Here is a 25,931-nt window from a genome sequence, read left to right as displayed (position 1 = left end):
AACTCCCTCACGTCTCCTCGTGGCTCCCGGCCACGACGTTGCCGTCGGCGTCGATCCGCACGCCGGGGCCGGCGACGTCGCCGCCCGCCCGGCGCACCGCCGCGATCCGCTCGAACACCTGTTTGCCGAAGCCCAGCCGCTCCACCGACGGCACCACCACCACGTCCGCCGCCCCGTCCGCGACGTCGGCGACGGCTTCCCGCCAGCCGCGGGTGCCGACGTGCTCGCCGACCACCTCGTAGCCCTGCTCCGCGCAGTACCGCCGCGCCTGCTTCGTCAGCTCCTCGATGGTGGCCCGGCCGCCGCGCACCGCCCGGGAGAACAGCACCGCCCGGCGCCGCACCCAGCGCCGCGCAGGCTGGTCCCACCGCGCGTGCTCGTACAGCCGGGACAGGTCCGGCCCGGAGCCCTCCACCTCGGGGGCGCAGCGCACGAACCGCCGCGCCTCGACGTCCCAGCACACGTGCCAGCCGAACTCACGGGCCTCCGCGTGGCCCGGCCACCGGCCGGTCCAGTCCGCGCGACCGCAGTCGTGGCCGCCCGTGTCCGGCTGCGCCCGGCACCACATGCGCTTGTGGCCGGTGGCCAGGCACTCGGCCACATCGCAGTCGTCGGCGTGCTCTTTGCCGATCGCCACCTCGCATGCCGGGCAGGTGCCGCGCAGCAGCTCCGGCTCCTCAATGCTCTCGGTCGGGCCTGCGCCGGCGGCGCGCACCAGCTCGGTACGCGCCGCCGGCTGACCCGTCGGGGTCAGGCTCACTCGTCGCCCTTCGCGTCGGGCTCGCCCGCGTCGAGGTCGGCCTCCGGGCACGGGTCGGGATCGGCCTGCGCCTGCGGCTCGCCGTCGCCGTCGGCCTCGTCGTCCGGCTCGGCCTCCGGCTCCGCGTCGCCCTCCGGCAGCTGCACGTCCACGACCGGCGGCACCCCCTCGGCGTCCTCCACGTAGCCCTCGGCGTCGTCGTACTCCAGCGCTTCCTCGGCCTCTTCCTGCTCCCTTGCCCGCTGCCGCTCGGCCTCCTCCTCGACCAGCTCGGCGTGCCAGGTCTTCTCGGCCTCCGACAGCTCGTAGCCCTCGGCGACGAGGCGGTCCAGCCACGGCAGCACCAGGTGCTCCCGGTTGGAGTACCGCCCGGCCGCCACCGTCGATGTGTTGGCCTCGTGCGCGGCGACGAACCGGGCGACCAACAGTCGGTTCAGCCGGTCGATCCCGGCGGTCTGCCCGTCGCGCGGGTCACCGCCCGCCAGGGCCGCGACCAGCTCGTCCTCGGCCCGGTCGTAGAAGCCCGGCATCACCACGGCGGCGCGCATCGCGTCGACCAGCAGCGTCTTCGCCGCCTTGGCGCTGCCCCACTTCTCGGCGAGGAACCGGCGGCGCACCTCACCGGCGTCCAGCAGCTTCTGCCGCCGCTCCTCGGCTTCCCGCTTCGCCAGCTCCTCGGCGACCTTCTGCGCGGGGCTCTTGTACTGCGTCCACTTCGTGCGCTTGTACCCGTGGGCGTCGGGGTCCTCGCACACGATGACGGCCCGCATGTTCCCGTACGAGCCCTCGATGATCGCGCCGAAGCCCTCCAGCGACTTGACCTGCTCCACGTCGATCGGCTGGCCGTCGGCGTCGGTCAGGTCCTCGACCTTGGTCATCGCGCAGTTCCACGGCCAGTCCTTCGGCTTCTTCAACACCCGGACGCCGACCTCGGTCAGCTCCTCGGTCAGCGTCTCGGTCGCCGACTTGTCGTCGCGCTTGCGCTTCTCCTCCTGCACGCGGTGCCGGACGCCCCAGCCGCTCTCGACGCCTTTGAGGATCCGCTCCATCGCCTTCGGGTCGTCCTCGAACTGCTCCAGTTCGGCGACGTCCTCCAGCGTCAGCTTGCCGGCGTCGGCCGCGCCGGTCGCCACCTCGCCGAGCTTCGTCAGCTTGAGCGCCGCGTTGACGTGCTTCTGCGTCCGGCCGGTCCGCCGCGCGATCTCGGCGACGTCGAGGCCGAACAGCTCCAGCTGCGCGTACCCGGCCGCCCGCTCCGACTCGGTGAGGTCGGCGCGCTGGTCGTTCTCGATCAGCATGGCTACGACCTGGGAGGGGGCCATGCCTTCCATGTCGGGCCGCACCAGGCACGGCACGGTGTGCGGCGTGCCGTCCGGCCACTCGCCGGCCTCGATCGCCTCGGCGGCGGCCGCTGCCCGGCGGTGCCCGGCGATGATCCGCATGCCGCCGTCCTCGGGGACGACGGTCAGCGCCTGCAGAACGCCGCTGGCGGCGATGGAGGCGCGCAGCTCGGTCAGGTCGCCGAGCTGGGTGCGGAGGTTAGTCGGGTGCGCGACCAGCTCCCGCGGGTCGATCTGCGCGAGATACGGGGCCTTCTTGCCCCGGGGTCGCGCCTTCACTGCTGCTGTCACTTCCGGTCTCTCCACTTCCACGTGAACACGGAGGTACGGCGAAGGCCGTACATAAACATTGTATCAATCAAGATCATCTGCCGTCCAATCAGAACCCGCCCTGACCTGCTGTTTTGCCGCGCAGCGGCGACGCCACCACCGCCCGCCGGGACTCCTTCGACCGCAGGTACGTCACGCCGTGCACCAGCGCGTCCAGCCGGTCCGGGGAGTCGCCGGACTCCGGCGTCCAGGTCGTCAGCTGGTCCTCCAGCGCCGAGAACGTCCCCACGTGGTGCACCCTCGGCGGGTCGACTTCGTAGCGGGCGGCCACCGGCTCGGCGCGCACCCGCTTCGACTGGCGGGCCTGCACCACGTCCAGCGGCGGGTCACCGCCCGGCAGCAGGTCCTCCCGCTGCATGGCCACCCACGCGTCGACCAGGATGTCCCGCAGCCACGCCGACGACCCCTCGTACACCACGACGTCCGCGTCGACGTCCAGGTAGCACTGCCAGATCCGGCGGGCCGCCGCCATGCCGGCGATCTTCATGCTCCGGTCCGCCAGCACGTAGTGCTCGCCGTCCTCACCCCGGCCGACCGCGACGATGCCCGTCTCGTCGCTCGTCTCCGACACCGTGTCCGCCGGGTCGACCGACACCACCGTGCGCACCAGCGGCGGCACGTCGTCGGAGTCGACCCGCCCGGCCTCGATCCACGCGTTCTTCCACAGCGCGCCGTCGACGTCGGACAGCAGCTCGGCGTCCAGCTCCTGCCGGCCCAGCCGGGTGCCGCCGTACTGCTCCAGCAGCTCCTCCAGCGCCTCCGGCGACAGGTTCTCCGCGTTGTCGAGCGTCCGGCCCCGGGTGATGACCACCCGGGGCCGGCGGCTGCGCGCCTTCTGCTTCTTCGACCGCGCCAGCAGCTTCTTCACGTGCGGCAGCGGCTTGGGGGTGGTGGAGATGACCATGCGCGGGCTCGCCGCCTCGCGCATGCAGAACCACAGCATGTCGAACACGCCCTGCGCCGTCTGGATCGGCCAGGCCGCGTACTCGTCGAGCCAGCAGCCGTCGAAGTCGTAGCCGCGCAGCACGTCTGGGTCCTGCGCGCCGAACCCGCGGATGATCGCCCCGTTCGTCAGCTCCAGGTACGGCTCGCTCTTGTTGAACGTCCGCACCTGCTTCGGCGGGATCACCGCCAGCAGGCCGGCACGCCGGGCGGTGAAGCAGACGTTGAACACCTCCCGGTGCGTCTTCGCGATCACCGCGTAGTGCCCGCCCGGCTTCCCCCCGGCCCACTTCCGCACCGTCTCGGCACCGGTGCGGGTCTTGCCGAAGCCCCGGCCCGCGAGCAGCATCCAGATCCGGTACCAGGCCGGCTCCATCTGCTCCGGCCGGGCGTGCCTCGGCCAGTCGTACCGGACGAGGCCCTGAACCTCCGACACCTCGCGCAGGTACGCGGCCAGCTCGGCGTCGGTCATCAGGGCCGGGTCCGGGTACGCCAGCAGCACGGCTCAGCTCCCGGCCCGCATCTCGGCTTCGCGCTGGCGTAGGTCGACGGCCGCGACCCAGGCCAGCACCAGCAGCGCCGCCAGCATCAGCGCCGGGCAGCCGAGGGCTGCCGGGCCGACCCACCGCAGCCCGGCCCAGACCGCCAGCACCATCAGCGCGAACCACGCGCCGAGCAGCAGCCGCCACGTCCAGGCGCGGAACCGCAGCGTCCGCTGCTGCACCCGGGTCAGCCGCCGCGGCGACGGCGGGGTGAGGCGGACGGGCGGCGGGGGCTTCGCGTCCAGCTCCGCCCAGCCGCGCACCACTCCGCCCGGCTGGTACGGCGGCCGGGCGGCGACCGGCGCCCGGTGGTCAAGCAGCAGCCTGCGCGAGCGGGGGCCGTGCCTCACCGCGCGACCGCCCACGCCACGACGGTCACGCCGCCGAGGGCCGCCGCGCCCATCAGCAGCAGCCCGCCGGCGGCGCACCACGCCGCCCAACGGGGCACCCGCAGCTCCACCGCGATCCACACCTCGCCGTCACCCTTGCTCCGTCGCCCCACCGGGCTCCTCCTCGTCCTCGTCGTCGCCGCCCGGGTCGTCCGGTCCGGCGGTCGGGTTGGCCTGGCCGGCGCGGGCGGCGGCCTCGGCCATCAGCGCGCGGAAGAAGTCGGCGCGCTGCTGCTCGGTCATCTGCTCGACCTCGGCGCGGATCGGCCCGCCATCCGGACCCGTGTGGGCTGTCGTGGAGTCCGGCAGGCCCAGCGCCAGCCGCTCGACGCGGGTCGACACCTCCAGCCAGCGGGCCACGTCGCCGGGGGTCAGCTTCGACGCGTCGAGGGTCTGCAAGCGGGCGACCAGCTTCGCCTGCAGCGCCGACGCCACCCGGGCATGCCGGCGGGCCATGTCGCGCCGCTGCTCGGCCAGGCCCTCGGCGTACAGCCGGTCCTCTTCCCGGTCCCACGCCTGCGCCCGCTGCACCCACTTCCATCGGGTCGCCAGCTTGTGGAGGTAATCCCGGGATTTGTGGACCTGCTCGGCGACCTTCGCGACGGTGCGGGTGCGGCCCAGGTTGCGGTACAGCGTGAAGTACCCGTACGCCTTCTCGGGCTCGCCGCGCTGCCGGTCCCAGGGCAAGACCTCCGGCTCGCTCATGGTCACCTCCTCCAGCTGCGGGCGGCCCGGCCCTGGTCAGGCCGGGCCGTCCCCGGTCAGTGCCCGACCTTGCGTCCTCCGCTCATGGGCGGCCGGGCGATCGCCGCGTTGCCGTACATCAGGGCGTCGTCCAGCGAGGTGAGGACCATCGACGTCTCCCGGCCGGCGGGCAGGCTGCGCATGGCTTCGGCCATCACGACCTTGATCGCCGCGCGCCACCGGGCGTGCGCCTCGGCCGTCTCCAGGTTCTTCGGCGGGTGGTGGTCGCACCGCCGGTCCAGCTCGTACCGCTGGCGCTCGTCGAGGCTGGTGTACAGGTCCTCGCCGCTCTGGGCGGGTCCGGTCATCTCTCTCCTCCAGGGGTCGGGCCGCGGCCGCTGACTGCGGCCGGATCGCCAGCCGGCGGGCTGCCGGCCGGGGGGTCGAGGGGCCCGGGTCAGCCGGGCCAGTGCGCGATGCAGCCGGCCGCGAGGCCGCCGACGACGACCACCACGGCGGCGATCGTCAGGGCGTACGGCACGCGCACGCCGGTCACCCGGCCAGGTAGTCGGCGGCCAGCAGCTCCAGCGCCCGCCACCGCTGGTCGGCGGGCACCTCGCCCGAGCGGACCAGCTTGTCCACGGCGCGGTGCAGCACCGCCGCCGCGTCGGCCGGCATCGAGCGCGTCTCCAGCACCGTCTCGATCGGCACCAGGCGGTGCGCGTGCCCGATCGGCTCGCCGGACTCCGGGTCGAGCCACACGCCGTCGCGCAGTTCGCCGAGGTGCCGCTCGAACACCGCCAGGATGAGGCCGAGCGCGGTGGCCACGTTGCCGACGTTGTGGGCGCCGTGGGCCGTCGCGAGCGCGTCCAGGGTGGACTCGTAGTCGCCGTACCCGGCGAGCCAGCGGGCGTCCGCCTGGGTGAGCTTCCGCGCCTCGTCGAAGCTGGTCCGGGCCGCCTCGAGTTCGTGCGGCAGGAACACCAGCTGCACCGTGGCGAAGTCCAGGTTCGCCTCGGACAGGCCCTCCAGGTCGACCTGCGCGAGCAGGTCGAGCTGCTTGTCGTCCAGGCCCGAGTAGGCCCGCCAGTCCACGTCGTCCAGCTCCTCGTACAGGTGCTTCAACGTGGCCGGGTCGTCCTCGCCGGCGATCGCGTTGTGCGACAGCTGGAGCGCGACCTGTCGGGCACGCGACAGCTTCTGCTGCACCACCATCACCGTGATCTCGGTGAGGCCCGCGTCGATCGAGGCGGTGACCCGGTGGTTGCCGGACAGCACCACCTTCCGGTCGCCGTCGACGTCGTGCCACACCAGCGGCACGCTCGTCAGGCAGCCGTCGCGCCTGATGTTCGCCACCAGGCGGTCGTACTGCTCCTTGCGCATGTACCGCGCGTTGACCTCCAGCAGCGTCAGGTCCTGCGGCCGGACGGTCATCAGCCGCGGGTCCAGGGGCAGCTCGTCGACGTCGCTCACCGCCCGCCTCCCTCGCGGTACTGGATCGCGAAGCCGGGGATGCCGAGGCCGAAGTCCGGGTCGGCGCTCGCCGGTCGGATCGGCGCGTGCAGCACGAACTCGTCGGCCGAGCACGCCGGCCGGTTCGGCATCAGGCCGGCGGGCACGCCCGACCAACGGAACCGCTCCTGGCACGCCAGGCAGCGGATCGAGAGCTCCACGATGTACGCCACCACCGTGGGGTCCTCGTCGGAGGCGGTCAGCCGCTGCACGTCGGCGTCCAGGTGCATGTCGACGTGCTGGCACGGCTTGTCCGGGTCCGCCGACGGCGGCGGCATCCGGAACCGCCCGTGGTCCGGGCACACGCCCTTCTCCGCACCCTTGTCGCACTGGTAGGGCGTCATGCCGTCCCACAGCGTCTTCGGGCAGCCGGCCTGCTCGGCGGCCGGCGGCTCGCCGCTCTGCTGGTCGCTCATCGCTCGTCCTTCCCGTGGCGGCGCTTCCACTCCGCCAGCGCCTCTTGCAGGGTCCAGTCACCCAGGGGGCCGCCGTACTGGAGCTGGTAGCGGTGGATGCCGTCGGCGGCCGGTTCGCTGCGCTTCTGCAGCTTCACGCCGGGGATGCCCCGGCCGTACTTCGCCGAGTTCGGCCGGTCCGTGAACGCCGTCGTCGACCAGCCGGTCAGCCGCTTCGACAGCGACCGCTGCAACAGCAGCTGCGCCTCGCGGCTGGCGGCCGCCATCACGATCAGCTTCGCCAGCCGTCGGTACCGGGTCCACGACACGGGGAAGTCGCTCATCAGGTACGCGGTGCTCGGGTCGAACTTCGGCGGCAGGTACGCGAACGCGCCGATCAGCTTCCCGTCGACGGACACCCCGCAGGCGAGCAGCGGCGACCCGGGCAGGATCGTCTTGCTCATGAACTGCGACCGCACGGCCGCGAACTGGCCGCCGGTCAGCACGTGGATCGCCATGCGGTCGCCGAGGTCCTCGTCGGGCCCGATCTTCGGCAGCAGGATCGGCGCGACCTGCTGGGCGGGCGCGACCACGCGCCGCGCGCCCGAGCTGGCGTACACGTAGATCGGCATGCCGCGGTTGGACGTCTGCACGACGCCGCGCAGCCAGGGGCGAAGCTCGTCGCGGGCGATGTGCAGGCCGAGGATCCAGTGCGGGCGGTCGAGGACCGCCCCGATGATCTCCTCCTTGCCGTCCTCGTCCAGCAGCTCGTAGCTCGGCGCCGGCCAGTCGAAGAACTCGTCGATGCCGGCGAACTGCTGCTCGTAGTCGCCCGCGTAGAACGGCGGGAACATGGCCACCGGCGCGTCGGGGGGCACCACGTCGCGTAGGTAGTCCCGCACGTCCCCGCAGTAGTAGTCGGCCAGGCGCAGCGTCAGCCCGGACAGCTTCGCCACCGTCTTGGCGTGCATCGTCGGGAACTGGCCGACGGTCGCGCGGACCATCCGCTCGTAGTAGACGCCCTGCCGGCCGACGTGCTGGAGGAACCGGGTGCCGAGCATCAGCGTCGCCAGGGTGTCCGTCGACGTGGCCAGGTACGGCTCCAGCCAGGCCAGCTCCTCGCGGTGCTCGTCCTTCAGCCGGTAGTCCAGGTCCCGGCCGGCCAGCCACCAGCCGAGCGCCGAGCTGTACGCCTGGACGTCGTTGCCGTGGATCGCGCGCCGCTCGCCCGGCCGGCTGTGCAGCGTCCGCTCGATCGTGAAGTTCCCCGAGCAGCCGACGTACAGGTCGGTGTCCGGCCAGGACTCCGCGTGCTCGTAGATGATCGAGCGCAGGTCAGCCGGGATGCTGCCGTGGAACACGCCGCTCACCACCTTCCCCCGTGGCCGGGCGTCGAGCGCCAGCCAGGACTCGAACCTGGGCCTCCACCGTGGAACGGCGGCGTGCCAGCCAACAGCACTTCCAGCGCACCGCGCGAGCCATGCACGCGCAATGTTGGATCGTAGCCGTACATCCGGGCGCAAACGAGCGGGGCTTTGGCTCCCGCTCGTGTCGTAGCCCGACGTGGCTCACCGTAGAGCAATAGGGCCGCAATGGTCTACAGTGACCCGGCAGACCGAGAGCAGGAGGAGGACGAGGTGGCCAGGGACTACACCTACGCCGAGGCCGCGGCGAAGCTACGCATCGCGGAGACCACCCTCCGGCGCTGGGTGTCCAAGGGCCGTGTCCCCTGCCACCGGCTCGGCCGCAAGGTCCGCTTCACGGACGAGGACCTGGCGGCCGCCTACCAGGTGTGTCCGGCGCTGGCGGCGCGCCGCTGATCGTGGGGGCTTTCGGAGAGGTCGCTTTCTCAGCTCGTCGTTGCCACGCCGGCCCGATGTCGGCGCCCGGAGGCCCCCCGCACCACCCCTAGGCCATCCTAGGATACTCCGGTCCCGGCGATCCCGTGAGGGTCGCCGGCTTGGCCGGCAGGCTCTACCGCCGCGCAGCGTTGTCGAGGAGCGGCAGCTCCTCAATCCACCTGCCCTGCAACTGTCGGGCATGCGACCTACCGCACGTTGCCCGACTGAGCTTCACTTGTATAGAACCCCGGGGTTAGCGCCGGCCGAACGACCCCCTTTTGGAGATCGCATGTCCTACAATGGATCGCCGCCGCCGTATTGGGGGGAAGGCCAACCGCCGGATTCGTACACCGGACGAGCAGATGAAGCACTTCGTGCCTACAGTCAGGGCGTCGGCCGCGAAAGGGCCTGGCAAGAGCTCGAGGAACAGCGCCGGAGGCACGGAGAGCAAGCGGCCGAAGAGTGGGCACGACGCCGGGCAGCGGAATACGACAGCTGGCAACGGCAGCAGGCCGCCGCCGTGCAAAGAGCGGCCGCAGCGGACCATGGCGTTGATAGTCATCAGGCAGTTCCGGCGACCGACGACACGCCGCCTCGTTTGATCCTGCCCGAGGGCTTCGAGGAGCAGACGACTCGGAGCAGCGGCTCGACGCCCAGCTCGCTGGCGGCGGCCAATCTCCCGGCTCCTCCCCTGGCGGGGCCATCCCATTCGAGCGGCAGGGGCAGGGGAGCCCTGGCGTTCTTTCTGGTGTTGGCCCTGCTCGTCGCTGGCGCCATCGGATGGCACTACCTCGACGTGAAGCGCCAAAAGGATGACCTCATTCAGCGGCTGGCGAACGTATCGTGTGCCTACGCCTATAACCAGATGAAGGACAACTGGAACCAGATGCGAGGCGCCGATCAAAAAGGGCCGGGCTACCACTGTGTATGTCGCGGTGGATCTGCCGGAGTTGTCCTCGGTGAACCTTGAAAACCTCGACTGGAAGATCGATTACACCTGTGACTGCCAGAGGTACACGGTGGATCCGAACGCACCCACCGTTGTTTTCTATGCGGGCATCCGGAAGCCGGGCAAGTACCCGCTGCAGATCCAGATGAAGGACAAGGAGTCCATGGTGGTCGCCGAGCGAAGCTTGTCGCTCACCATCGTGAAGTGATCCTCCGGGAATCTCGCCCGTCCTGGCTTAGCCTGCTCGACCGGGCCGCGGCTTGTGCTGCTGCGGACTCGTTGCGGACTGAGCATAGGGGTGGCTCGCGCTTCGGCCGGACTAGCCGCCCGTAGTCGCGCTTCGGGATGTGCCGGGCGGTGCGACATCACCGGGCGCAGCGGGTTCCGACAAAGTCGTGGCGATATCCCGGGCACGTCCGTCCACGGCGTGCAGGTACCGACGAGCCGCCGCCTTGGACGAGTGACCCAACCGCTTCGTCAGGTCGGCCAGGGGCGCGCCAGTCTGCGCGGCGAGGGTCTGATCGGTGTGCCGCAGGTCGTAAACGGTCAGGTCAGTCACCAACGTCGCGTCCCGCGCGGCAGCCCAAGGCTGTGGCCGGTACGTGGGATCGTGGTCTTCATTGTCGACGCTTTGCCACTAGCTCGGCGGCGACGTCCAGGAACGTGTCAAGCGACTTGTGGAGGAGCATCGTGCCGCCCTCCCAGGAGGAGTCTTTGAAAGTCCCGGCGTTCCAGCGAATGAGCCCGAGGTCGCACAGCTCATCAAGGCTGTATTCCGGAGCTGGGGGTGCCATCAGCACCGGAGTTCTGACAGAAAACGTGGACGTCCCGTGCTTCGGGACCGCGACGCTCAACGAGGTCAACCAGTTGTGGAGCCCGAACGACCAGCCGGTTGGCGTTACCGTCCCGGTCTTGCCGAATCTCGGTCTTTTGAACTTCTCCATGAGACAGACGGCGTACCTGCCCTGTACCTCCAACACTGCACCACGACGACGGTACGTCCAGTCCCACTCTGTCAGCCTGTACGGAGCATCGAGTGGGAGCGCAGCAACCGCAGCAATCGCTTCCTCGACCGCTGGCTTGATCTCCAACGCCTTCGTCCGAGCTGCGACGACCTGGTTAGCGGCCTGTGACCGGGCCTCAGCTTCTGCATCCCGCTTGGCGGCGTTGACGGCACGGGCGGCGGCAATCCGCTCTTCGAAGGTCCCCATCCATCGAAGGTACGACCTGGATGGGGGGCCGGCATCGGCCAAGTTGGCCGGCCACGCTGACGGATTCCAGGACCTCGAAGACCTCCGGGCTCTGCCCCGAACCCCGACCTCCTCAGAGGTCCGCCCAAGCTGCTAGGCACGCCTCCATCATCCGGCTATGAGTTCGTGTCCACGAGGCTGGCAGCGGTGCTCAGAACGACACCGGCGGCCAGGAAGAAGACGGTAGCCAGTGCGCTCCGCGCGGCCGAGCGACTGATTGCCTCGGTGATCAGGGTCCGCACGAACGGAACGTAACCCCAGGTCATGTCGGGCTCAACGCCCCGGCCGCGGCGGTATTCGGCCGCCTTCTCCGGGTCGTCCCTATGGCGTTCCGAAGACTCCCGGATGATCCGAACGCGCGCCCGAACCTTCTGATACGCCAGCACGGCGGAGACGGTGGCGATACCGATGGCGATGAGTTGGAAGATGCCGCCGGCCAGCGACAGCCACATGCCGAGAGTCATGAGGCAATGATGGTGCACCTGATCAACCCCGACGAGTCGCCCAGACGCCGGCAGACCGCCGTGCAATCCAGGGTGCGACAAGGGGCTGCCTTCGGCGGGATCCGGAGACAACGAGGGCCAGACCGGACAGACACGATCCTGGGCCGCAAAGCAGAGCACCGACCGGCGTATCCGCTGGTCGGCGCTCTGGTTGCCCGGCGAAAGGCTATGTGGCCAGGGGCTAAGCCTCGCTCGCCGGGATGGCGTTCGGTAGGAAACCGCCGACGATTCGGCGGACCGGCTCGTGATGCCGACGTGTCGCGTGCACGTAGACGTTCATCGTGGTGGTCACGCTTGCGTGCCCAGCCATCGTCCGCAGCGCCGCCAAGTCGACGCCCTCCGTTGCCAGCAGGGTCAGCAGCGAGTGCCGCAGCCCGTGCATTGTCATCCGGCGCGGCAGGCCCTTCTCGCGGGCCAGGTCGCGGATCTTCACCCACCGGTCCGTGTAGAAGTCCTCGTACCGCCAGTGGTTGCCGCGCGGCGCGACGAACACGAACTCCCGACCCGGCTTCGCCACCCGCTCCGCGACCATCCGCATCACCGACGCTGGCAGCGGCACCTCCCGGTAGCCCTGCTTCGTCTTCGGCTTGGGCTCGACGACCCACCGCCGGTTCACCTTCCGCAGGACCTGCACGATGGACACCGTGCTGCGGGCGACGTGCACCGCCCGGGGCGGCAGCGCGCTCACCTCACCCCAGCGCAGCCCCGTCGCAAGCTTGCACAACAGCAGGTCCGCGGCCTCCGGGTCGACCTGGTACGCCGCCTCGAGGAACAGCCGGGCCTCGTCGGGGCTCTCCAGGATGTCCCGCTCGGCGCGCGGGCCCTCCGGCAGCGGCAACCCGTCCATCGGGTTGTACGTCCGCACGGCCGGTTCCTCGTCCTCGCCGGGCCGGCACGCCGCCTTGAAGATCGGCACCACGCTCTCGCCCCGGATGTTGGCGATCGTCTTCGCCGACAGACCGGCGTCGCGCAGGCCCTGCTGCCACTCGCGCATCTCCCGCCGGGTGATCTCGGCGATCGGCCGGTCACCCAGCCGCGGGAAGACATGCTTCTCCATCCGCTCCCGGTACTTGCGCACCGTCTCCGGGTGCGGCTTCACCAGCTGGCCCACCCACTGCTCGGCATACGCCCGGAACGTCAGCTTCTCCTCGGCGGACTCTGGTGCAGGCGCGGCGACGCCGGCCGGCAGCAGATAGCTGAGCCCGTGCTCGACCAGCTGCTCCGGCGGCGGCATCGTGTGCCCGTTGGCCTCCACGAGCGCCTTGAAGCGCTTCGCGTCGCCGTTGCGGTCGAACTGCCGGCCGTCCCACGGGCCGCTGCCGCCGGTCCGCCACTTCACCCGCCAGCGGATCTCCTTGCCGCCCTGGTATGGCCTCTTCTCGATGGTCGCCACTCGCTGTCCTCCACGTGAACAGGCGGCCTGGCCGTCGTCCCGGGCCCGCCGTCCGTCGCACCTATATGCGAAACGGTGGGACCGTAACCGTCGCGGCGAGCCCGACGCAATGCCGGGCTTGATCCCGCTGTTGATGATCGCTCGGGAGCCCATGTTCCCGAGATGTTCCCGGCGCGGGGTACGCCCCGGAAACGACGAAGGCCGCCTTGCTGGATTCTTCCAGCTCAGCGGCCTGTTACGTTGGTTCTCAAGATCGTGTCCGAGGGGGGACTTGAACCCCCACGCCCTATACGGGCACTAGCACCTCAAGCTAGCGCGTCTGCCATTCCGCCACCCGGACCTACTCGTCCAGCCTACCCTGTCGGCCGCGGCGATCTTCTCGCCGGTTCGGCCGCCCCGGTGGGCCGCACGGGGCATTACTGTACACGGCCCAGATGGATCATGCACATCGCCGCCCTCGGGCCACGTTTCCGCAGGTCAGCGACCCGAGATGAAAGGGCACATCACGAAGCCGGGTGCTGGATCGGGCGGGCCGGGTAGCGTCCGGCCGTCGATTCCGGGCAGCATTGCTCACGTGTCCCACCCCTCCCCCCTGACCGCCGCGCAACACCAGGCCCTCGCCCTGCGCTCCGCGGGTGATCTGGCCACCGCCCGCCGCCTGCTCACCGACGCGATCAGGACGGCCCGACCGGCGTACGGGGAGGACCACCCCGACGTGCTGACCACGGGCCACCTCCTCGCCCGCCTGCATCGGGAGGCCGACGACCCGGCCGCCGCCCGGCGGGTCCTGGAGGAGGCGTACGCGGCCGGCGAGCGACGCCGCGGCGACGCCGATCCGCTGATGCTCGCACTCAGCTTCGATCTGGCGCAGGTGGCGGAGGAACTCGGCAACCGGCACGAGGCCCGCCGCAACTACGCCCGCGTGGCCGGCGCCGGGCCGGCGGTCCTCGGTCCGGACCACCCCGCGGTACGCACGGCCCACCAGTACCTCGGCGGCTCCGCCGCCGCTGCCGGCCCGCAGCACGACCCGGCGGCCCTGTCCGGGCCGACCATGTCGCTGCCGGCCATGGCGGCTCCGCACCAACCGCCGGCCGCCCCGCCGGCGCCCGATGTCACTGCGGCACCCCGTCCCGTACCGCCGGGCCCGGTAACGCCGGCTCCTCCGCACGCCGGGGCACCCGGCGCCCAGTGGGCGCCGCAGACCGGACCAGTCCCGGGGCCCGCGCGACCATCACCCTGGGCACCCCCCGTCGCCGGTCCAGGCACACCGCTGCCCCCACCGCCGATGGTCCCCAGAGCGGCGCCGTCCGGCATGGCTCCGGCCTCGACGCCGCTGCCACCGCCTCCGGTCATCCAGCCGCCTACCTCGGCCGTCCCTGCTTCGCCGCCGGTCGTCACGCCGCCCGCGCCGGTACCGCCGGCCCCCACGTCGGCGCCACCGCAGCCGCGGACTCCGGCACCCGCCTCCGCACCGCCGGCATCCGGTCCGCTGCCTCCACCACCGTCGATTCCGGTGCCCACCGCACCGGCGGGTCCGGACGCCGCGCCAACCTCCGGGCCACCGTTCTCCGCAGCCACCCCGGTGCCGCCGGCAGCACCCCCGGCGAGTCCAGTCGGACCGCCACAGCAGACGACCCACCAACCGGCCATGCCCAGCCGGGAAGAGACGTCCGGCTCGGGCCGCGGCTCGAACGATCCACCGGCGACGTCCGCACCAGGCTGGGACAAGCCGACCATCCAGGTGCAGCAGATCGGGCCGCTACTCCGGGAAGAAGCGGAACGAGCCGCCGCCACCTCGGCCGCAGCCGCCACCCCGACCGCCCCGCCGGTCAGCGCGCCGCAGGCCGGTGGCCCGCTGGGCGGCTCCACCCCCAGCGAAACGGCCGCCGGGCCACCCGCCGCCACTGCGCCGACGAGCGCTCTGCCCATGACCGTGCCACCCGTAGCTGCACCAGTGAGCGCGTCACCGGCCAGCTCGCCGCCGGCGAGCAGCCCACCGGTCAGTGCACCGCCCGTCCGCACCGCACCGGTCAGTGGCCCACTGGTGAGCAGCCCGCCGTTCAGCGGTCCGACCACGAGCACGCCCGTGAGCACTCCGCCGATGAGTGGTCCGCACGTTGTCCCCCCACCCGGCCCACCTGCGTCGGTACCACCGATCAGCGGACCGCCGACGCCCACGTACCAGGCGCACCCGCCGGTCGCGCCGCCGCCGGTGAGCGGGCCGCCCGCTGCGACGCCGGTCAGCGCATCACCTGCGCCGCCGTGGGGGTTGACCGCCCCGCCGTGGAGCAGCGCGGCGCCGCCGCAGCCGCTGGACCGGCCGGCCGACCCGCATCAGGAGCCGGGGCCGTCCGCGGACGAGGACGACCAGCTCGACCCGGGTCACCCGGACCCGGCGGCGCCGGAGACCGATGACGGGACGCCCCGGCCGTTGCCGGTCTACGACGAGCTGCTCGAGTTCCCGGAGCCGACCCACCCGGACCCGGCGCCGTACCCCGATCAGGGGGTCTGGCCGGCGGTGCCGGCGCCGTTCCACCAGCCGCCCGCGTACCCGGTGGCCGAGGAGCCCGAGTCGCGCGGGCGTAACCGGACGGTGGTGGCCGTGGTGGCCGGTGTCGCGGTGGTCGCGGTGGCGGCCGTGGCCGGCGTTGGCGCGGTGCTGCTCAACCGCGACCCGGCGCCCCCGCCCGCGCCGGGCCCGACCGCGGCGCAGCCGAAGGTGAGCGGCCCTCCCCCCGGTGACCTGCGGCTGCAGGACGACGGGACCACGATCACGGTCACCTGGACCGACCCGACCGACGGTGGTGCGCCGTTCATGGTGGCCGCTGGCCGCGCGGGGAAAGAGCTGCGCGTCACGGGCAAGGTGGACGCCGGGGAGACCCACTACACCGTGACCGGCTTGAGCACCAAGGTGGACTACTGCTTCACGGTGTTGGCGGTCTACTCGACGGACACGTTCGCCACCTCGGGCCAGGTCTGCACCGACCGCAAGGCTGGTACGGCGACCCGCTGACCCGAGCGGCCACCCGCGACACGCTGGGTGTCCACAGCAGGACGGTGCGGGTTTCCCGGCCGTCGGCCGGCCCCTATGATGGCTCCCGGCTCTGGGGAGGGTCGGCCTGACGCGCGCCTCCCCCACCGACACGGGGAGGCAGCCGGCTGTGGCCACCATCGAGGACGTCACAAGCACCGGAGCACAACCCCGTTCCCGCAGGATGCGGGGCGGGCTGGTCACCATCGGCACAGTGGCCGCGCTGCTGGCCGCGATGGGGTTGACCGTGCTCGGGTTGGGTGCGGCCGACAACGCGGTCGCCAACTACGACGCCTCCTCCTGGTTGTGGAGCACCACCCGCAGCGAGATGGCCCGGGTCAACGGGGTCACCGCGCGGGTGGACACCCGGATGGAGGTTCCCGGGGCGCGCCGCCACCAGATGCAGGTCGCCCAGACCGACCGGCTGCTGATCCTGCGTGATCTGAACACCGGCCAGGTCAGCTCGCTGGACCTGGCCACCCTTCAGATCATCGCCACCACCCCGACCACCCCGGGCCTCGGGGTGAACGTGGCGCTGCACGAGGACTCCGCGTTCGTCGTCGACGCGGTGCAGGGCATCGTCCGCCAGCTCGACCCGCGCTCGCTGACCCCGGTGGGCGAGCCGGTGCACTACCCGCCGGGCATCACCGGCGGGGCGTTCGACGGCGCTGGCCGGCTGTGGGTCGCGATTCCGAGCGAGGGCACGGTCTCGGCGGTCACCGCCGCCGACCTGCCGGACACGCCGGGGGCGGCACCCCCGGCGGGGCTGAGCCCGAAGCAGGTCGAGACGTACGAGGTCGCGGAGCCGAGCCACGAGCTGGTGGTGTCCACGCTGGATGCCGGGGTGGCGGTGCTGGACCGCACCTCCACGTCGCTGGTGACCGTGCAGGGCGGCCGGACGCAGCGGGCCAAGCTGACCATGACCGCCCCGGGCAGCCTGCCGCCGCGCACCAGCGGCCCGCAGGTGCCGGTCACCGTGACCGGCGAGCGGAAGGTGCACGTGGTCCGCGACGGCGGCGAGGTGCGGCAGTTCACCGTCCCCGGCGCGGGTGACCGGCTGACTCCCGCGGTCGCCTGGGCCGGCCGCTTCTACTGCGCCGACGAAAGCACCGGCAAGGTCTACTCGTTCGACGCGAACGGACAGCTCGTGGACACCATCAAGGGCCCCGGGCGGCCCGGCCCGATGGAGCTGGAGGTCCGCGAGAACCACCTGTTCATCAACCCGCCGAACTCCTCCACCGCCCAGGTGGTGGACGACAAGAACCAGGTCCGCGAGGTCAACAAGTACGCCAACGACGTGCTCGGCGGCGACCCGCCGCCGGCTCCCCCGCCGCCGCCCCCGCCGAAGAAGCCGAAGGTGGGCAAGCCGGGCGCACCGCGCGCCGTCACCGCCTCCGCGGGTAACGCGTCGGCGCGCATCAGCTGGCGGCCGGCCGCCGCGAACGGCGCCGAGATCACCAAGTACGTGGTGGTAGGCGCCGGGCAGCGCCACGAGGTGGGCGCGAACCAGCGCGCCCTGGAGATCACCGGGCTGACCAACGGCGAGACGTACCGGTTCGAGGTGCACGCGGTCAACGCCAAGGGCGACGGGCCGGCCCGCAAGAGCAACCCGGTCACCCCGACCGCCGAGGTGCCAGACCCGCCGGCCAGCGTCACCGCCGAGGCCCGACCCGACGGCACGGTGCTGGTGAAGTGGCCCGAGGCCAACGGGCAGGGCAACACGATCGCGAAGTACGCGGTGACCGCCACCTCGGCCGGCGCCAGCGCTCCGGTCGGCGACTCCACCAAGACGGAGCTGGTGATCCCGGCCGGTCAGCTGGAGTACGGCACCCAGTACGCGTTCACCGTGGTCTCGGTGAGCGACAAGGGCGCCGGCTCGACGGCCTCCCCCGTGAGCGAAACGGTGGTGCCGTTCACCGCCCCGGACGCGCCGACCGAGCTGCAGGCGTCCACCGTGGCCGACAAGCCCGGCACCATCTTCGTGCAGTGGGCACCGGCGGTGGACAACGGCCGCCCGGTCACCAAGTACCTGGTGGACGTCGGCGGGAAGACCAGCGAGGTGACCGACGTGCAGACCACGGTCGGCGGCCTCGGCAACGGACAGAACGTCACGGTGAAGGTGAAGGCGGTCAACGAGGCCGGTCCCGGCGCGGAGGCCACCAAGACCGCGCGTACGGTGGCCGCGCCCCGGATCACAGTGACCGGCTCGTCGGCCGACGCCACCTCGGTGACCGTGTCGTTCACCGTGGACGCCGGCGGCGGCAACGCCACCTGCACGGCCGCCACCGGCGGGCAGAACGCCAGCGGCAGCTGCTCCAGCCTGCGGGTGACCGGCCTGACGCCGGGCACCGCGTACACGGTGACGGTGACCGCGACCAACGCGGCCGGCAAGAACACCGCGACCCGCGCGCAGAACACCGACCCGCTCTACGGCATCGCGACCTGCAAGAACGGGCCCTCCGGTGACCAGCGCACCTACTGCAACGCCGACGTGCCCGGCCGCAACGGCAACGAGATCTTCGAGATCACCCAGCAGGTGGACAGCCGGCAGGCCGGCTGGGTGCCCGACGGCACCCGGCTGCGAACCTACTGCAAGAAGCAGGGCGACAACGTCGACTCCTGGATCTACAACAACCAGAAGCAGAGCACCTGGTGGGTGCAGGTGGACTACAAGGGCAAGAACTACATCCCGTGGGCCTGGCTGAACCTGGAGGGTGGCGACAACATCAACCTCCTGCCCACCTGCTGACCGCGCCATCCCCGAGGAGTATCCGCGCACGTGAACACCCCTGAACCGCTCACCCAGGCCGAGGTGCAGGGCTTTGCCGCCCTCGCCGCCCGGCTGGCGGAGAACGTCAACGCGGTCGTGCTGGGCAAGCCGGAGGTGGTCCGGCTCGCACTGACCGCGCTGTTCGCCCAGGGGCACGTCCTGCTCGAGGACGTGCCCGGGGTGGGCAAGACCACCCTCGCCCGGGCGGTGGCGGCAACGGTGAAAGGTCAGTGGCGGCGGATCCAGTTCACCCCGGACCTGCTCCCCTCGGACGTGTCCGGGGTGACCATCTTCAACCAGGCCACCCGGGGTTTCGAGTTCCACCCGGGGCCGGTGTTCGCCAACATCGTCATCGCCGACGAGATCAACCGGGCGTCACCGAAGACCCAGTCGGCGCTGCTGGAGGTGATGGAGGAACGGACCGTCACCGTGGACGGCGTCCGCCACCCGGTGCCGCAGCCGTTCCTGGTGGTGGCCACCCAGAACCCGGTGGAGATGGACGGCACCTACCGGCTGCCCGAGGCCCAGCTCGACCGGTTCCTGGTGAAACTCTCCGTCGGCTACCCCGACGAGGCGGTCGAGGTCGAGGTGCTACGTGGAGCGACGGTCCGCTCCCCCGACTCGCTCAACGCGATCACCGACACCGCCACCATCGGCGAAATGGTGCGGATGGCCCGCCGTGTGCACATCGCCGAGCCGCTCTACACGTACGCGGTGCGGCTGGCCGCGGCCACCCGCAACCACCCGCAGGTCCGGGTCGGGGTCAGCCCCCGCGGCGTGATCGCGCTGACCCGGGCGGCCTGCGCGTACGCGCTGATCGACGGGCGGGGCTGGATCATGCCGGAGGACCTGAAGGCCCTCACCGAGCCGGTCTTCGCACACCGGCTGCTGCTCACCCCGGACGCGCAGGTGCGCGGGGTGACCGCCACCGAGGTGCTGCGCCAGGCCGTCGCCTCGGTGCCGGTGCCGCTGCCGTCGGGCCAGCCCACCCCGGTGCACAGCTGAGACAACGGATCGTGGGAATCACCGCCCGCGGCGTCGGGCTGCTCGTCACCGCCGTCGTACTGCTCGGCGTCGGCTTCCGCTACGCCTACCCGGAGCTGACCGTGCTCGGCGCGGCGGCTGCGGTGGCCGTCGGCTACGCCCTCGTCAACGCCGCCTGGCGGCCCCGGCTGCTGGTCGAGCGGGTCGCCGACCCGGACCGGGTCGCCCGGGGCGAACCGGCCACCATGACCCTGACCGTGCGCAACACCGGACGGCTGCGGGCGGCGAACCTGGTCGCCGAGGACCGCTGCGGCCGCGCCCTGGTGCCGGTGCCGCTGCTGCGGCTGCGCCCCGGCCGCAACACCGAGGTGCGCTACGAGGTGCCGACCCACCGCCGGGGCGTGGTGCCGGTCGGGCCGCTGCGGGTCACCCGCCGCGACCCGCTGGGCCTGGTGGCGCTGGCCCGCCCGTACGGGGGCACCGTGCCGGTCTGGGTGCACCCGCGCATCCACCCGCTGACGGCCGTGCCGACGGGGGCCGGGCGCAGCCTGGAGGGGCGGACCGACAGCGTGCCGCACGGCTCGATCACCTTCGACTCGCTACGCGAGTACGTGGTCGGCGACGAGCTGCGCCGGGTGCACTGGCGCACCAGCGCCCGCGTCGGCGAGCTGATGGTGCGCGAGAACGTCGACACCAGCCTCCCGCGGATCGTGGTGGTGCTGGACAACCGGGCCACCGCCCACCCGACGCGGGTGGCCGGGGAAGCCGAGTCGTTCGAGTCCGCGTGCGAGGCGGCCGCGTCGGTGGTGGCCGCGACGGTCCGGGAGGACCTGCCGATGAGCCTGCTGCTGGTCGCACCCACCGAGACGGAACCCGCCGGCGCCGGCGGGCCACTGGACCGGCTCGCCGCCGCGGAGCTGACCGACGGCGGCGAGGACGTGCTGCCGACCGCGATGAGCCGGCTGCGGCAGGAACGGCTCGGCGACACCCTGATCTTCCTCACCGGGCCGGGCGGCCACACCGACCTGGGGCACGTCGGCGCGCTGCGCAGGGCGTACCCGTCGGTGGTGGTGGGGGTGTTCGGCGCGACGCAGCCGACGCCGGCCGGCGCGGCCGGCCTGGTCGTGGTGGACGCCGCCGACGGCGCGCAATTCGCCGCCGAATGGGACGGGATCCGCCGATGGTGACCGTGACGCGAACGCGGGCGGACGCCGACGCGCCGGCCGGGCCGGCCGGCGGCGGCAACGACGGACCGCTGACGCGGCTGCTGCGGGCCGTGCCGGTGCCACTGGTGTTGATCACCATGATCGCGCTGTCCGGCGTGGTGCTGGGCCGGGTGTACGCGGGGCCGCTGCTGACCCGGCTGGTGGTCGGCGCGGCGGTCGGCTCGGTCCTGGTGAGCATGGCCGCCCGGCGCCTGCCGTCCTGGCTGGTGGCCCCGGTGTCAGTGGTCGGCCTGACCGGGTGGACGCTGCTGTCGCTGCGGCTGGCGGCCAGCCACGCCGAACTGCCCGGCAGCCTGGGCGAGGTGGCCGCGGACGCCGCCCGCAACGCGATTCCCCGGCTGCTGACCGCGATGATCCCGGTGGAACCGGCGCCGGACACCGTGCTGGTACCCGTCGTCGCCGCCTGGCTGACCGGACTGGCCGCCGCCGAGGTGGCGCTGCGCACCGGCCGGGTGCTGCTCGGCTACCTCCCGCCGGTGCTGCTCTACGCCGGCGCGCTCTACGTGGTCGGCCCGAACGCGGACCCGGCGATCGCACCGACCATCGTGTTCGCCGCCGTCGCCGCCGCCGGCCTCGCGATGCCGTCGCACCGCGACGGCCCGGCCACCGCCGACCCGACGGCCGGGCTCGCCCCGGCGGTGCGCGCCGCGGTGCGGGTGCGGCTGCTCGCCGCCGGCGCCGCCGGTGTGGCGGTGGTGGTCGCGCTCGCCGCCCTGATCGCCCCGCTGGTGGCCGCCCAGGTCGACGACCGCCCCGTCGACCCCCGCCGCTACGTCGAACCACCGCAGGTGGAATCCCTCGACGAGAACCCGCTGATCCGCATCTCCGGCTGGGCGCTCAACCCCGACCAGAAGCTGCTGGAGGTGCACACCGAGACGGGCACCCCGACGCAGGCCCGTATCCGGCTCGCGGTCCTCTCCGACTATGACGGCGTGACCTGGCGGGTCGGCGCCACCTACCGCAACGCCGGGCGGATCCTGCCCGCCACCGAACCCGTCCCCGGCGTCGCCACCGACACCATCCGCCAGCAGATCACCGTCGCCGACCTCACCGGGCGGCTGCTGCCCGCCGTACCGACCCCACGCGAGGTCACCGGCGCCCGCGTCGCCTACGACCCGGCCACCGCAACACTGATCCGCCCCGAAGGACTGACCCCGGGCCTGCACTACACCGTCACCTCCACCCGCGAACACCTCGACGCAAACCTGCTCGCCACGGCGAACGTACCGGCCGGCGACCCCGTCGCCCGGGTGCTGCGGGTGCCCGACGGAGCCCCGGAACAGCTGCGCCGCCTGGCCACCCAACTCGCCGAGGAAAACGGCGCCCCCTACGCCCGCGCCACCGCCATCCAGGACTTCCTCGCCGAGCACTACCGGGTCACCGCGGACGCGCCCAGCGGGCACGCCTACCCCAACCTGACGTTCTTCCTCTTCGGCCCCCGCAACGGCGGCGGGCAGCGGGGCACCTCCGAACAGTTCGCGGCCGCGTTCGCGGTGCTGGGCCGCCTGGCCGGCCTGCCCACCCGGGTGGTGGTCGGCTTCGCCCCCAACACCGACGGCCCGGTCCGCGCGGCCGACGCGTCCGCCTGGCCGGAGGTCCTGTTCGACGGCGTCGGCTGGGTGCCGTTCGACCCGATGCCCCGCCCGAACGAGGAACCCCGCCCGGTGGAGGAGGACTTCCGCCCCACCCCCGACGACCCACCCCCGTCCCAGATGCCCGAACCAACGGTGGAACCCACCGCCACACCCCCGCCCGAGGCCGCACCCGGCCCGCAATCCGACCGGGGCGGGCTGAGCACGCCGGTGCTGATCGGTGGCGGCACCGGCACCCTGATGCTGCTGGTCGGACTGGCGCTGCTCACCCTGGCCACGCTGCGCCGCAACCTCACCCGCGCCCGCCTCCAACGCGGCGACCCCGGCCAGCGCATCGCCGGCGCCTGGCGGGAACTCACCGACACGCTGCGGCTCGCTGGCCGACCGGCCGGCGGCGACCTCGCCGCCGCCGAGGTGGCCGAGCAGGCCCGCCGAACCCTCGCCGAAGCCCGGGCGGCAATGCCCGCACAGCCCGGCGCCGACCTGCCGGACGGCGAGCCCGACGAGCTGGCCGGGCTGCTCAACCAGGTCGCCTTCGCCCCGGGCACCGCCACGCCCGACCAGGCGGACCGCGCCGCGGAACTGGCCCACCGGTACGCCACGGCACTGCGCGCGACCCGACCGTGGTGGCGGCGGCTGCTGTGGACCGTCCACCCGGGCCCGCTGCGCTGGCGCCGCTGACCACTCGCCGACCGGCCTACCCTCGCAGGCATGTCCGCACCCGCCTGGGGCGGTCATCGCCGCCCTCACCGGCGCCCTCCTCGCCACCGCCGGCTGGCGATGGCACGCGGGTCCTTCGCTCAGCGGCGGGCGTGCGCGTGAATGCCTCAGCCGTCGCGCCGTAGCCGGCCCATCTCCTTGCCCTCGGCGTTGAAGAGCACGAGCACCTGGTCGTCCAGCCCTGCCCGCCGAGCCATGAAGAGCCAAAGCCCCACCGAAACGTTGTCACAGCCGATCAGCGTGCTGGGGCCTGAGGTGCCGAGGAAGGCACCGTCCGGGCCCGCGACCCATCGTCCACCCTGACGGTTGCACCCGTCGGAGCCACGCCATTCGCCGTCATCGCGCAGCTCGACGTACGGCACCTCCGGCCGGTGCCCCCGAACATCAGCGGGCACCCACCGGCCGAGGAAGGTTTCTCGGCGCACTGGTGTCACGGCGGCTGGCAGGGCGGCGGCCGGCGCCAAAGCACGCCGGACCTCGTCGGTCACCTCGGGCGGCTCCGCCCACTCTGGCAACAGGTTCGGCCCTGCGGTCGGCCTCGCCCCGGGCAGCAACCGGGCTACGCGTAGACCGTGGTCGTCGAGCAGGACCCGGCTGTCGCCGTCCACGCGAAAGGCAACTGCCCGACGTAGCCAGGCATCGGTGACCCCAGGGTCGGGCCGGCATCCTTGGTCGTTGCTCGAGAACGTATCGCCGGGAACGTCGGCAACGAACAGGCCGTTGACGTCGGCCCGCCACGTCCCCATCTGCACGCCGCAGCGGCCGAACAACAGCAGGCGGCCGTCGCTGTCCGAGGCGAGCCGCAGCACATCACCCGCGCCGTCATCGACCTCCGCCACCGTCCAGGAACCGATCAGCGCAACCGGATCCGCCTGCGGCGCTCCACCCCCGGTCGGCCCATTGTCGACCCCCTGGCCCCTGTCCGGCGCGGACCGCTGCGACCCGGCCCGCTCACCGCAGCCGACGAGCAATGCCCCGACCGCCACCATCGCTACGACGTGCCTGATCCGCCTCATTGTCTCCCCCATGTCCCACCGGCCGCCCGGTGGTGCCGGTGGCCGCACTGAGACTTGGACGAAAAGTCGCGGTCAACGGTTGCGCTGCAACCGGGAAACCAGCGACACCGGTGCCAGCGCCGGAGAGATCCTGCCCGCTCTCGCCGCGGCCGGCGCGGACCTGCGTACCCTCGGGTATCTGGGCTACGAAGGGGTAGCCGACACGGTCACGGTCGCGTTCAAGAAGCCCAAGAACGGCGGACTGCTCCTGGTCCAGCAGCAGTTCAACAAGGCCCACAACCGGCTGCGCGCGATCAGCGAGCGCGGGGACTCGCTGCTCAAATGACCTTCAAGGCGTTGCGCAACGTCAGCCTCGACCCGTGGCGGATCAGGAGGACCCTCGCTGCCACGTTGGTCGTCCTCCGCATCGAGCACGGCCGCACAACATGACACCGTCAGTAGTCAGTTCCTTCTCGTACAGCCTCATGACCCTACGTCGACGGCGCTGCGAGTCCACTTGCCGTGATCACCTACCCTCCCAGGTGTCGGAGGGGTGGATCGCGTGACTATGGCCTTGGCGCTCGTTGCTTTCGCCATTCCTGTTGCTGTGCTCGTCGGCGGCGCCGTGGGCGGCAAAGCGCTCTTCAAGGCGTGGGAGCGGCGGAGATCGGCCGACCGTGACTGGTCGACCATCGACGCCGTGGCGTGGGGCGCCTACGCCCTGCTGCTGTTCGGCGTCATCTTCTGTTTCTCACCGGTGCTGATATCGAGTCTTCTTGGCCTTGATCCCCTCAGCAACGAGGACGTCAACGACGGCCGTCCATGCACGGCCACGATTTTGTCTGTGACCGACATGAACAGCAGCGTGAATCGCAAGGAAGTGTTCGAGTTCCGGATCCGGGTGCAGCCCTCGGAAGGCGCGGCCTACGAGACGACAATCCGCGATGCGCTCAACTCCGTTGAGGGTGGCCGCGTGGGGGCCGGCGGGACCGAGTTCCCCTGCGTCATCGATCGTGACGACCAGTCCAGGGTCGAGGTGCTGTGGCTCGAAACGACTGCGTTGCCGCGTTGATTCGCGCGGTGGGCGGCTTGACCGCGAGCTGCGACGTGTTCGAACGACCTGTACCTCCTACGAAGATCGGTGAGGGGGCAGGCATGGCGTTCAGCTAAGTCTCGGCGCCGCGCCCGCGCAACCAAAATCTCCCACTCGCCCGATTCCGCTGGCCGGACGCGCTCGCGATGCGCCGCTGGGCGCCGCGCAGAGCTTCCACCACTGCTACCGAAAATGCGGGCCCAGTGCTCCGGCCTTTAGGTCGGGGGTGAAGGCCCGCGCGGGAGGGCCGTGAAGGCCGGAGCATGCTCTAGGTCGGCTGGTTCTGCTGTTCGATGTACTGGCGCAGGACGGTGAGGGGTGCGCCGCCGACGGATCCAGCGAAGTACGAGGCGGACCACAGCTTGTTGGCCTGGTAGTAGTGGCGTGCCAGGTCGGGAAATTCCTGGCGCATTCGCCGTGAGGACACGCCTTTGAGGCTGTTGACCAGCTTTGACAGGGCGACTTTGGGTGGGAAGTTGACCAGCAGATGGACGTGTTCGCCTTCGCCGTTGAACTCGACCAGTTCGGTCTCGAAGTCGGCGCACACCGCTCGCATGATCGCCTCTAGGCGGTCAGGTGTCGGTCGGTGAACACCTTGTGCCGAAACTTGGTTACGAAGACCAAGTGGGCGTGGAGGACAAACACGCAGTGTCTGCCGGTGCGAACATCGGACGGGATTGCCATAGACCA

General features: G+C 71.9%; 24 protein-coding genes, 2 tRNA genes and 1 pseudogene. 10 read left to right on the top strand and 17 right to left on the bottom strand.

All coding sequences use genetic code 11. The features are described from left to right. Nucleotides 1–7 precede the first annotated feature (7 nt). The 11 genes from ACNAVT_RS14865 to ACNAVT_RS14815 form a co-directional block, all read right to left on the bottom strand. Entirely contained in the window at nucleotides 8–760 is a 753-nt protein-coding gene (locus ACNAVT_RS14865) for a hypothetical protein (RefSeq protein WP_416296609.1), read from the bottom strand. Beyond that, complete coding sequence (locus ACNAVT_RS14860) at nucleotides 757–2,391, bottom strand: ParB/RepB/Spo0J family partition protein (protein WP_416296607.1); 1,635 nt, start codon at nucleotides 2,389–2,391, stop codon at nucleotides 757–759. Before ACNAVT_RS14860 ends, ACNAVT_RS14865 begins: the two co-directional genes overlap by 4 nt. Nucleotides 2,392–2,479: 88 nt before the next feature. Next, complete coding sequence (locus tag ACNAVT_RS14855; RefSeq protein WP_416296605.1) at nucleotides 2,480–3,874, bottom strand: terminase large subunit domain-containing protein; 1,395 nt, start codon at nucleotides 3,872–3,874, stop codon at nucleotides 2,480–2,482. A 3-nt stretch (nucleotides 3,875–3,877) separates the two neighbouring features. Next, a complete protein-coding gene (locus ACNAVT_RS14850) occupies nucleotides 3,878–4,279 on the bottom strand; it encodes a hypothetical protein (RefSeq protein ID WP_416296603.1) in 402 nt (133 codons plus the stop codon). Beyond that, nucleotides 4,261–4,416 (bottom strand): hypothetical protein, encoded by a 156-nt coding sequence (locus ACNAVT_RS14845; protein ID WP_416296601.1) that lies wholly within the window; start codon nucleotides 4,414–4,416, stop codon nucleotides 4,261–4,263. The genes ACNAVT_RS14850 and ACNAVT_RS14845 overlap by 19 nt, the downstream gene beginning before the upstream one ends. Next, a complete protein-coding gene (locus ACNAVT_RS14840) occupies nucleotides 4,394–5,008 on the bottom strand; it encodes a hypothetical protein (protein WP_416296599.1) in 615 nt (204 codons plus the stop codon). Before ACNAVT_RS14840 ends, ACNAVT_RS14845 begins: the two co-directional genes overlap by 23 nt. Nucleotides 5,009–5,064: 56 nt before the next feature. After that, on the bottom strand, nucleotides 5,065–5,355 hold the full coding sequence (locus tag ACNAVT_RS14835; RefSeq protein ID WP_416296598.1) for a hypothetical protein: 291 nt from the start codon (nucleotides 5,353–5,355) through the stop codon (nucleotides 5,065–5,067). A 184-nt stretch (nucleotides 5,356–5,539) separates the two neighbouring features. After that, a complete protein-coding gene (locus ACNAVT_RS14830; protein WP_416296596.1) occupies nucleotides 5,540–6,460 on the bottom strand; it encodes a ParB N-terminal domain-containing protein in 921 nt (306 codons plus the stop codon). Beyond that, the gene (locus ACNAVT_RS14825; protein WP_416296594.1) at nucleotides 6,457–6,915 is read right to left on the bottom strand and encodes a hypothetical protein; all 459 of its coding nucleotides are present in this window, start codon (nucleotides 6,913–6,915) and stop codon (nucleotides 6,457–6,459) included. Before ACNAVT_RS14825 ends, ACNAVT_RS14830 begins: the two co-directional genes overlap by 4 nt. Beyond that, nucleotides 6,912–8,264: a hypothetical protein gene (locus ACNAVT_RS14820; protein ID WP_416296592.1), complete on the bottom strand. Its 1,353-nt coding sequence runs from the start codon at nucleotides 8,262–8,264 to the stop codon at nucleotides 6,912–6,914. Before ACNAVT_RS14820 ends, ACNAVT_RS14825 begins: the two co-directional genes overlap by 4 nt. 25 nt (nucleotides 8,265–8,289) lie before the next feature. After that, nucleotides 8,290–8,362, bottom strand: a tRNA-Gly gene (locus tag ACNAVT_RS14815). Between the two features lie 169 nt (nucleotides 8,363–8,531). Here ACNAVT_RS14815 and ACNAVT_RS14810 point away from each other — a divergent pair. The 3 genes from ACNAVT_RS14810 (at nucleotide 8,532) to ACNAVT_RS14800 (ending at nucleotide 9,892) form a co-directional block, all read left to right on the top strand. Beyond that, the gene (locus ACNAVT_RS14810) at nucleotides 8,532–8,714 is read left to right on the top strand and encodes a helix-turn-helix domain-containing protein (RefSeq protein ID WP_416296590.1); all 183 of its coding nucleotides are present in this window, start codon (nucleotides 8,532–8,534) and stop codon (nucleotides 8,712–8,714) included. A 310-nt stretch (nucleotides 8,715–9,024) separates the two neighbouring features. Next, nucleotides 9,025–9,705: a hypothetical protein gene (locus tag ACNAVT_RS14805; protein ID WP_416296588.1), complete on the top strand. Its 681-nt coding sequence runs from the start codon at nucleotides 9,025–9,027 to the stop codon at nucleotides 9,703–9,705. Continuing rightward, nucleotides 9,671–9,892, top strand: a complete 222-nt coding sequence (locus ACNAVT_RS14800) for a hypothetical protein (RefSeq protein ID WP_416296586.1) — start codon at nucleotides 9,671–9,673, stop codon at nucleotides 9,890–9,892. The genes ACNAVT_RS14805 and ACNAVT_RS14800 overlap by 35 nt, the downstream gene beginning before the upstream one ends. 409 nt (nucleotides 9,893–10,301) lie before the next feature. Here the strand turns inward: ACNAVT_RS14800 and ACNAVT_RS14795 are convergent, their stop codons facing one another. The 4 genes from ACNAVT_RS14795 to ACNAVT_RS14780 all read right to left on the bottom strand — a co-directional run bounded on the left by ACNAVT_RS14795 (nucleotide 10,302) and on the right by ACNAVT_RS14780 (nucleotide 13,170). After that, nucleotides 10,302–10,895 carry a hypothetical protein gene (locus ACNAVT_RS14795; RefSeq protein ID WP_416296584.1) on the bottom strand — a complete coding sequence of 198 codons (594 nt, stop codon included), beginning with the start codon at nucleotides 10,893–10,895 and terminating at the stop codon, nucleotides 10,302–10,304. A 155-nt stretch (nucleotides 10,896–11,050) separates the two neighbouring features. Then, entirely contained in the window at nucleotides 11,051–11,398 is a 348-nt protein-coding gene (locus ACNAVT_RS14790; RefSeq protein WP_416296583.1) for a hypothetical protein, read from the bottom strand. Between the two features lie 220 nt (nucleotides 11,399–11,618). Then, nucleotides 11,619–12,830 carry a tyrosine-type recombinase/integrase gene (locus ACNAVT_RS14785; RefSeq protein ID WP_416296581.1) on the bottom strand — a complete coding sequence of 404 codons (1,212 nt, stop codon included), beginning with the start codon at nucleotides 12,828–12,830 and terminating at the stop codon, nucleotides 11,619–11,621. A 256-nt stretch (nucleotides 12,831–13,086) separates the two neighbouring features. Further along, nucleotides 13,087–13,170, bottom strand: a tRNA-Leu gene (locus ACNAVT_RS14780). A 234-nt stretch (nucleotides 13,171–13,404) separates the two neighbouring features. On the opposite strand from ACNAVT_RS14780, the gene ACNAVT_RS14775 reads away from it, so the two are divergent. The 5 genes from ACNAVT_RS14775 (at nucleotide 13,405) to ACNAVT_RS14755 (ending at nucleotide 23,114) form a co-directional block, all read left to right on the top strand. Next, a complete protein-coding gene (locus tag ACNAVT_RS14775; protein WP_416296579.1) occupies nucleotides 13,405–15,843 on the top strand; it encodes a tetratricopeptide repeat protein in 2,439 nt (812 codons plus the stop codon). A gap of 148 nt (nucleotides 15,844–15,991) precedes the next feature. Next, nucleotides 15,992–18,610 (top strand): fibronectin type III domain-containing protein, encoded by a 2,619-nt coding sequence (locus ACNAVT_RS14770; RefSeq protein ID WP_416296577.1) that lies wholly within the window; start codon nucleotides 15,992–15,994, stop codon nucleotides 18,608–18,610. A 30-nt stretch (nucleotides 18,611–18,640) separates the two neighbouring features. After that, nucleotides 18,641–19,636, top strand: coding sequence for an AAA family ATPase (locus tag ACNAVT_RS14765; protein ID WP_416296575.1), 996 nt, complete (start codon nucleotides 18,641–18,643; stop codon nucleotides 19,634–19,636). 11 nt (nucleotides 19,637–19,647) lie between these two features. Next, complete coding sequence (locus ACNAVT_RS14760; RefSeq protein WP_416296573.1) at nucleotides 19,648–20,802, top strand: DUF58 domain-containing protein; 1,155 nt, start codon at nucleotides 19,648–19,650, stop codon at nucleotides 20,800–20,802. Continuing rightward, nucleotides 20,796–23,114 (top strand): transglutaminaseTgpA domain-containing protein, encoded by a 2,319-nt coding sequence (locus ACNAVT_RS14755; RefSeq protein WP_416296571.1) that lies wholly within the window; start codon nucleotides 20,796–20,798, stop codon nucleotides 23,112–23,114. Before ACNAVT_RS14760 ends, ACNAVT_RS14755 begins: the two co-directional genes overlap by 7 nt. A 146-nt stretch (nucleotides 23,115–23,260) precedes the next feature. Here the strand turns inward: ACNAVT_RS14755 and ACNAVT_RS14750 are convergent, their stop codons facing one another. Further along, on the bottom strand, nucleotides 23,261–23,992 hold the full coding sequence (locus tag ACNAVT_RS14750) for a hypothetical protein (protein ID WP_416296570.1): 732 nt from the start codon (nucleotides 23,990–23,992) through the stop codon (nucleotides 23,261–23,263). A 256-nt stretch (nucleotides 23,993–24,248) separates the two neighbouring features. On the opposite strand from ACNAVT_RS14750, the gene ACNAVT_RS14745 reads away from it, so the two are divergent. Both ACNAVT_RS14745 and ACNAVT_RS14740 read left to right on the top strand, forming a co-directional pair. Then, nucleotides 24,249–24,494, top strand: a complete 246-nt coding sequence (locus tag ACNAVT_RS14745) for a hypothetical protein (RefSeq protein WP_416296568.1) — start codon at nucleotides 24,249–24,251, stop codon at nucleotides 24,492–24,494. A 216-nt stretch (nucleotides 24,495–24,710) separates the two neighbouring features. Then, nucleotides 24,711–25,220: a hypothetical protein gene (locus ACNAVT_RS14740; protein WP_416296566.1), complete on the top strand. Its 510-nt coding sequence runs from the start codon at nucleotides 24,711–24,713 to the stop codon at nucleotides 25,218–25,220. Nucleotides 25,221–25,509: 289 nt separating this feature from the next. Here the strand turns inward: ACNAVT_RS14740 and tnpA are convergent. After that, a pseudogene (gene tnpA / locus ACNAVT_RS14735) lies at nucleotides 25,510–25,925 on the bottom strand (IS200/IS605 family transposase). Nucleotides 25,926–25,931 lie beyond the last annotated feature (6 nt).

Origin of the sequence: Micromonospora sp. SL4-19 (assembly GCF_047921475.1) — a bacterium.
In the GTDB taxonomy this organism is placed as follows: domain Bacteria; phylum Actinomycetota; class Actinomycetes; order Mycobacteriales; family Micromonosporaceae; genus Micromonospora.
This window is presented reverse-complemented; position numbering and strand designations above follow the sequence as displayed.

What these genes read in the sequence shown, in the direction of transcription:
- ACNAVT_RS14795 (WP_416296584.1), bottom strand. Translation starts at nt 10,895, where the DNA reads ATGGGGACCTTCGAAGAGCGGATTGCCGCCGCCCGTGCCGTCAACGCC.
- ACNAVT_RS14825 (WP_416296594.1), bottom strand. Translation starts at nt 6,915, where the DNA reads ATGAGCGACCAGCAGAGCGGCGAGCCGCCGGCCGCCGAGCAGGCCGGC.
- ACNAVT_RS14840 (WP_416296599.1), bottom strand. Translation starts at nt 5,008, where the DNA reads ATGAGCGAGCCGGAGGTCTTGCCCTGGGACCGGCAGCGCGGCGAGCCC.
- ACNAVT_RS14805 (WP_416296588.1), top strand. Translation starts at nt 9,025, where the DNA reads ATGTCCTACAATGGATCGCCGCCGCCGTATTGGGGGGAAGGCCAACCG.
- ACNAVT_RS14755 (WP_416296571.1), top strand. Translation starts at nt 20,796, where the DNA reads ATGGTGACCGTGACGCGAACGCGGGCGGACGCCGACGCGCCGGCCGGG.
- ACNAVT_RS14790 (WP_416296583.1), bottom strand. Translation starts at nt 11,398, where the DNA reads ATGACTCTCGGCATGTGGCTGTCGCTGGCCGGCGGCATCTTCCAACTC.
- ACNAVT_RS14835 (WP_416296598.1), bottom strand. Translation starts at nt 5,355, where the DNA reads ATGACCGGACCCGCCCAGAGCGGCGAGGACCTGTACACCAGCCTCGAC.